This is a genomic window from Polaromonas sp. P3_C2 (assembly GCF_056402675.1).
On the sequence record NZ_JBFUGX010000232.1, the window covers coordinates 1 to 6,095 of the forward strand.

A 6,095-nucleotide genomic window follows, 5' to 3' on the forward strand; every position below is an offset into this window, starting at 1 on the left:
CGCCAGAAGTCGGGTGTGGGTTTGAAGCATTGGCGATTTGTTCGTTTATCAACCCACGAAGGAGATTTCCATGGCTGCTCTTAAAGGCTCCAGGACGGAAGAGAACCTGAAAGCCGCATTTGCCGGCGAATCACAGGCCAACCGCCGCTACCTGTATTTCGCGAACAAGGCCGACGTTGAGGGCCAGCCCGATGTCGCGGCGCTGTTCCGCTCCACTGCGGAAGGTGAAACCGGCCACGCCCACGGCCACCTCGAATGGCTGGAACAGTGCGGCGACCCCGCGACCGGCCTGCCGTTTGGCGCCACGCGCGACAACCTCAAGTCTGCTGTGGCCGGCKAAACGCACGAGTACACCGACATGTACCCAGGCATGGCCAAAACCGCACGCGACGAAGGCCACGATGAAGTGGCCGACTGGTTTGAGACCCTGGCCAAGGCCGAGCGTTCACACGCCAACCGCTACAGCAAAGCGCTGGCCGAACTGGTCGACTGACTGGATGGACAAGCGTGTCCCTCGCTGCGCCGCGAGGCGTGGCGGGTTTTGGAAAAGATTTCGCACGAGAGTCTTTTCTCAAACCCCCACCTGAGATTCAAAAGAAGAGGCAAGCATGGCCACAGAAGGCAACCTCCAGGCGCCCACGCGCCACGCGATCGACTGGAAAAACCCGGACTTCTACAACGAAGACGCGGCCCTTCACGAGATGGAACGCATCTTCGACATCTGCCATGGGTGCCGCCGCTGCGTGAGTTTGTGCGGCGCTTTCCCTACGCTGTTTGACCTGGTCGACGAAAGCAAGACCGGCGAGGTTGATGGTGTGGACAAGAAGGACTACATGAAAGTGGTCGACCAGTGCTACATGTGCGACCTCTGCTACATGACCAAGTGCCCTTATGTGCCGCCGCACGAGTTCAACCTCGACTTCCCCCACACCATGCTGCGCGCCAAAGCCATCAAGTTCAAGAAGGGCGAGGTGGGTGCGGGTGAACGGTTTTTGTCGTCCACCGATGTGCACGGCCAGTTCGCGGGCATTCCCATCGTGGTCCAGGTGGCCAACGCGGTCAACAAAACCAAACCGGCCCGCGCCGTGATGGAAAAAGTGCTGGGCGTCGACAAAAACGCCTGGCTGCCCGACCTGGCCACGAAAAAATTCCGCTCCGGCGCGCTGGAGTCGCCGCCCCACGCGGTGAAAGACGGCGCCAAGACGCCCGGCAAGGTCGTGATTTATTCCACCTGTTACATCAACTACAACGAGCCTGGCATAGGTGACGACCTGCTCAAGGTGCTGGACCACAACGAAGTGCCCTATGTGCTGGTCGAAAAAGAAAAATGCTGCGGCATGCCCAAGCTGGAGCTCGGCGACCTCGCTTCGGTGAACACCAGCAAGGAGGCCAACATCCCGGTGCTGGTGAAATACGCCAAAGAGGGCTACGCCATCCTGAGCGCCGTACCCAGCTGCACGCTGATGTTCAAGCAGGAGCTGCCGCTGATGTATCCCGACGATGCCGACGTGCAGCTCGTCAAGGAACACATGTGGGACCCGTTTGAATACCTGATGGCCCGCAAGCGCGACGGCCTGCTCAAGACCGAATTCAGCAAGCCGCTGGGCAAGATCAGCTACCAGATCCCCTGCCATGGCCGCGTACAGAACATCGGCAAGAAAACCGAGGAAATGCTCAAGATGGTGCCGGGCACCAGTGTGCACACGCATGAGCGCTGCTCGGGCCACGCCGGCACCTTTGGCGTGAAGGTGCCCTACCACCAGCAGGCCATGAAGATCGGCAAGCCGCTTTTTAAAGCCATGGCCAGCCACAAAGACGGCGGCCTGCCTGACGTCATCAGCAGCGACTGCCCGCTGGGCGGCCACCACATCGCCCAGGGCTTTGACGTCAACAGCCTGGGTGCACCGCCGCAAAAGCACCCGCTCACGCTGATACGCACGGCCTACGGCCTGAAATGAGATCACACCATGAAGACCACCGGAAAGATCACCCGCGAATCCCTGATGACGCTGGAGGCCTACAGTAAATACCGCAAGGAGAACAAGCCGGCCATCATCGCCCACCGCAAGCTGCGCAGCGTGCGCCTGGGTGAGCACATCAACCTGCAGTTTGAAAGCGAAACCAGCATCCGCTACCAGATCCAGGAGATGCTGCGCGTGGAGAAAATCTTTGAAGAAGAGGGCATAGAGCAGGAGATCGAAGCCTATGCCCCACTGATGCCCGACGGGACCAACTGGAAGGGCACGCTGATGCTTGAGTACCCCGACGTCAACGAACGCAAGCGCGAACTGGCCCGGTTGATCGGTGTGGAAGACCGCATGTTCATCGAGGTCGAAGGCCATGCCCGTGTCTACGCCATTGCCGACGAGGACATGGACCGCGAGAACGACGAGAAGACCTCGGCTGTGCACTTTGTGCGCTTTGAGCTGGACGCGGCCATGTGCGCGGCTGTCAAGGCAGGCGCAAGCGTGAAACTGGGCTGCGACCACACGCATTACCCGGCGCACACCACGATTGCGGCTGAAACGCTCGCCTCTTTGGCCAGCGACCTGCGGTAGTTGAAGGCTCATGGCCTGGCGCCACCCTCCTGTCGTAAAGTGGGGGTTTCGCCTTACTTGCCTTACCCCCACAACTCCAAAGCATGCTGTTTCTCATCTCGCCGGCCAAATCCCTGGACTACGACACGTCGCCGCACGTCGCGACCCACACCCAACCCCTCTTCACCCGCCAGTCGGCCCAGTTGATTGACGTGCTCAAAACCCGAACCCCGCAGCAGATCAGCGAACTGATGAAGCTGTCAGATTCGCTCGCAGGCCTGAATGTCGCGCGCTACCAGGCCTGGTCGCCGAAATTCACCGCGAAGAATTCCAAACAGGCCGCGCTGGCGTTTGACGGCGATGTGTATGGTGGCCTCGATGCAAAAACGCTAGGCGAGGCACAACTCGCCTGGGCGCAGGAGCACGTTTGCATTCTGAGCGGCCTTTACGGCGTGCTGCGCCCGCTGGACCGCATGCAGCCCTACCGGCTTGAAATGGGCACGCCGCTGGCCACACCCCAAGGCAAAAATCTTTACCAGTTCTGGGGCTCACAAATCTCCGCCTACCTGAACGAGCGCGCCGCTGCCCACACCACACCGGTCATCGTCAATCTCGCCAGCGAGGAATACTTCAAGGCCGTGGACCGCAAGACGCTCAAGGCGCGCGTGGTGAGCTGCGTCTTTGAGGAATACAAGGCCGGCAAGTACAAGGTCATCAGTTTTTTTGCCAAGCGCGCCCGTGGGCTCATGGTGCGCCATGCGATTGAAAAGAAGCTGTCTACCGTCAAGAAGCTTGAGAGCTTTGACGCCGAAGGCTACCGATTTGATCCCAAAGTGTCCGAACCCGACCGGCTGGTGTTCCGCCGCAAACAGGCCGCCTGAGCAGCCCATCCCCGCATGAGCACGCCCGCCCGGACCGACCAGCAGCTCACGCCGGAAGTGCTGGCGTGGATGACGGCGCAGGCAAACCTCGGCCACTCCAGGGACGAGATTTTTAACGCCATGCTGGCAGCCGGCTGGAACCGCGACGCCGCCACGCGGGCGGTGCGGCTGACGCCCGAAGATCTCGCCGCAGTGGTTGTGCCTGCGCTGGCTTTGCCGGTCACCAACAACATGGTCGATGCCGGCGACAAGTGGGTAGAAATACTTTTTTTCGCCCAGATACCCAATGTCATCGTGCTGGGCAACCTGCTGGGCCCGAGTGAATGCGAGGCGCTGATGGAGGCCGCCCGGCCGCGTCTGGTGCGTTCGCTGACGGTAGACACCAAGACCGGCGGAGAGGAACTCAACCCTGACCGTACCAGCGAGGGCATGTTTTTCAGGCGCGCTGAAAACGCCGTGGTGCGCCAGGTGGAGGCACGTATTGCCAGAATCTTCGGCTGGCCGCAGGAAAACGGCGAAGGGCTGCAGGTACTTCACTATGGGCCCGGCACCGAATACAAGCCGCACTATGACTACTTTGATCCGACCGAGCCCGGCACGCCCGCCATACTGCAGCGTGGCGGCCAGCGCGTGGCGACGCTCATCATGTACCTGCATGAGCCCGAGGAAGGCGGCGCCACGGTGTTCCCCGACATCGAAGTGCGGGTGGCGCCGCGGCGCGGCAATGCGGTGTTTTTCAGTTATCCACTGGCGCTGCCTTCCAGCCTCACGCTGCATGGCGGCGAGCCGGTTACCACTGGCGAGAAATGGATTGCCACCAAATGGCTTCGCCAGCGGGAGTTCACGTAAACCCCTGTCGGACGCTCACTGCGTGTAGCGCCTTCCCCCTTGCAGGGGACGGCGCCTGCGGCCGGGCAAAGCCCGTTCCGCGGCCCCTGCTGGCAGGATGCATGGAGACGCTTCGGCGACGCGGCGATTGACGCGATTCGGGGAGCGGAGACCATAATGCCTTATGAAAATACGAGCCAACAACATCGACATTGAGATTGAAGACACCCACCCCGGTGACGCCACGGGCCGGCCTGTGGTGTTGCTCATCATGGGGCTGGGCATGCAGCTGATTGCCTGGCCGCCGGCCATGGTGCAGGCGATCGCTGATGCCGGCTTTCGTGTGGTGCGCTTTGACAACCGCGATATCGGCCTTTCGCAGCACTTTGACCACCTTGGCTCGCCTAGCCTTTTGTGGGAGGGGCTCAAGTTCCGTATGGGCTGGCGTATCCGGCCGCCCTACAACATTGAAGACATGGCCGCCGACACCGTGGGCGTGCTGGACGCGCTGCAAATCGGCAAGGCACATGTGGTGGGTGTGAGCATGGGCGGCATGATCGCGCAGCGCGTCGCGGTGCTGGCGCCATCGCGCCTGCTCAGCCTGACCAGCATCATGAGTTCCAGCGGCGCGCGCGGCCTGCCGGAAGCCAGCCCGGCTGTGACCCGCGTGCTGCTCAGCCGGCCTGCCGGCAGAGGTGTGCAGGCCGCCATCGACCACACGGTGAAGCTGCTCAAGGCCATCGGCAGCCCGGGCTTTCCCATGGACGATGCCGAGATTCGCGAAAAAGTCGCTGCTGCGGCGCAGCGCAGCTTCCATCCGCAGGGGGTTCTTCGCCAGATGGTGGCCGTTGCCGCTGACGGTGCGCGCGCCTCGGCACTTGCCAGGGTGACGGCGCCGACGCTGGTGGTGCACGGCCAGGCAGATCGGCTGGTGCCCATGGCCTGCGGGCAGGACACGGCAAGACGCATTCCTGGTGCGCGTTTTGAAAGCATTGAAGGCATGGGACACGATTTGCCGCCGGGTGTTGTTGACCGTTTGCTGGCGCTGCTGATCCCCCACTTCAAAGCGGCAAGCTGATACAGCCCATAGCCTGGGGCTTTGTACGGCGGCTTTCRGCCTGGCAGCGGTTAGCGRCGAAAATGGGTGCATGAACACCCCTGAACAATCCCAGCTCGGCAAATCGTCGGCCTATATCGACCAGTACGACGCCTCGCTACTATTCCCGATACCGCGCGAAGGCAAGCGTGCCGAGATCGGCGTCACCGGTACACCGCCGTTTTTCGGCGCAGACATGTGGACGGCGTTTGAGCTGAGCTGGCTCAATATGCGCGGCAAGCCGCAGGTGGCACTGGCCCACATCACCGTGCCTTGCGAATCACCCAACATCGTCGAAAGCAAATCCTTCAAGCTTTACCTCAACAGCTTTAACAACACGCGTTTTGCCGATGCACGCGATGTGCGGGAACGCATTCGCGCCGACCTGAACGGTGCTGTCGGCATGGGCGTGGGCATCAAGACGCTGGGCCCCGAGCTGTTCGACCGCGAACCAGTGCATGAACTCGACGGCCTGAACCTGGACCGGCTCGACGTGGAGTGCATTCATTTCACGCCCACGCCCGAGCTGCTGTTTGCCGAGTTCGACGAACCGCCGGTTGAAGAGACGCTGACCAGCAACCTGCTCAAAAGCAATTGCCTGGTCACTGGCCAGCCCGACTGGGGCAGCGTACAGATTCGCTATGCCGGCCCGCAGATCAACCAGGAAGGCCTGCTGCAGTACCTGGTGAGCTTTCGCAACCACAACGAGTTCCATGAGCAATGTGTGGAGCGCATCTTCATGGACGTCTGGAC

General features: G+C 61.5%; 7 protein-coding genes. All 7 read left to right on the forward strand.

Features of this window, described 5'->3' with window-relative positions; all coding sequences use genetic code 11:
* Nucleotides 1–70: 70 nt before the first annotated feature.
* A complete protein-coding gene (locus AC1DWI_RS11420) occupies nt 71–493 on the forward strand; it encodes a rubrerythrin family protein (RefSeq protein ID WP_477724859.1) in 423 nt (140 codons plus the stop codon).
* A 115-nt stretch (nt 494–608) separates the two neighbouring features.
* Nucleotides 609–1,958 (forward strand): (Fe-S)-binding protein, encoded by a 1,350-nt coding sequence (locus AC1DWI_RS11425; RefSeq protein ID WP_477671241.1) that lies wholly within the window; start codon nt 609–611, stop codon nt 1,956–1,958.
* A gap of 9 nt (nt 1,959–1,967) precedes the next feature.
* Nucleotides 1,968–2,558 (forward strand): DUF3501 family protein, encoded by a 591-nt coding sequence (locus AC1DWI_RS11430; RefSeq protein WP_477671242.1) that lies wholly within the window; start codon nt 1,968–1,970, stop codon nt 2,556–2,558.
* An 83-nt stretch (nt 2,559–2,641) separates the two neighbouring features.
* Nucleotides 2,642–3,418 (forward strand): peroxide stress protein YaaA, encoded by a 777-nt coding sequence (gene yaaA / locus AC1DWI_RS11435; protein ID WP_477671243.1) that lies wholly within the window; start codon nt 2,642–2,644, stop codon nt 3,416–3,418.
* 15 nt (nt 3,419–3,433) lie between these two features.
* Entirely contained in the window at nt 3,434–4,267 is an 834-nt protein-coding gene (locus tag AC1DWI_RS11440; protein WP_477671244.1) for a 2OG-Fe(II) oxygenase, read from the forward strand.
* Between the two features lie 163 nt (nt 4,268–4,430).
* Complete coding sequence (locus AC1DWI_RS11445) at nt 4,431–5,324, forward strand: alpha/beta fold hydrolase (RefSeq protein WP_477671245.1); 894 nt, start codon at nt 4,431–4,433, stop codon at nt 5,322–5,324.
* 70 nt (nt 5,325–5,394) lie between these two features.
* Nucleotides 5,395–6,095 (forward strand): NADPH-dependent 7-cyano-7-deazaguanine reductase QueF (gene queF, locus AC1DWI_RS11450; protein WP_477724860.1); only part of this gene is annotated, 701 nt, incomplete at its 3' end.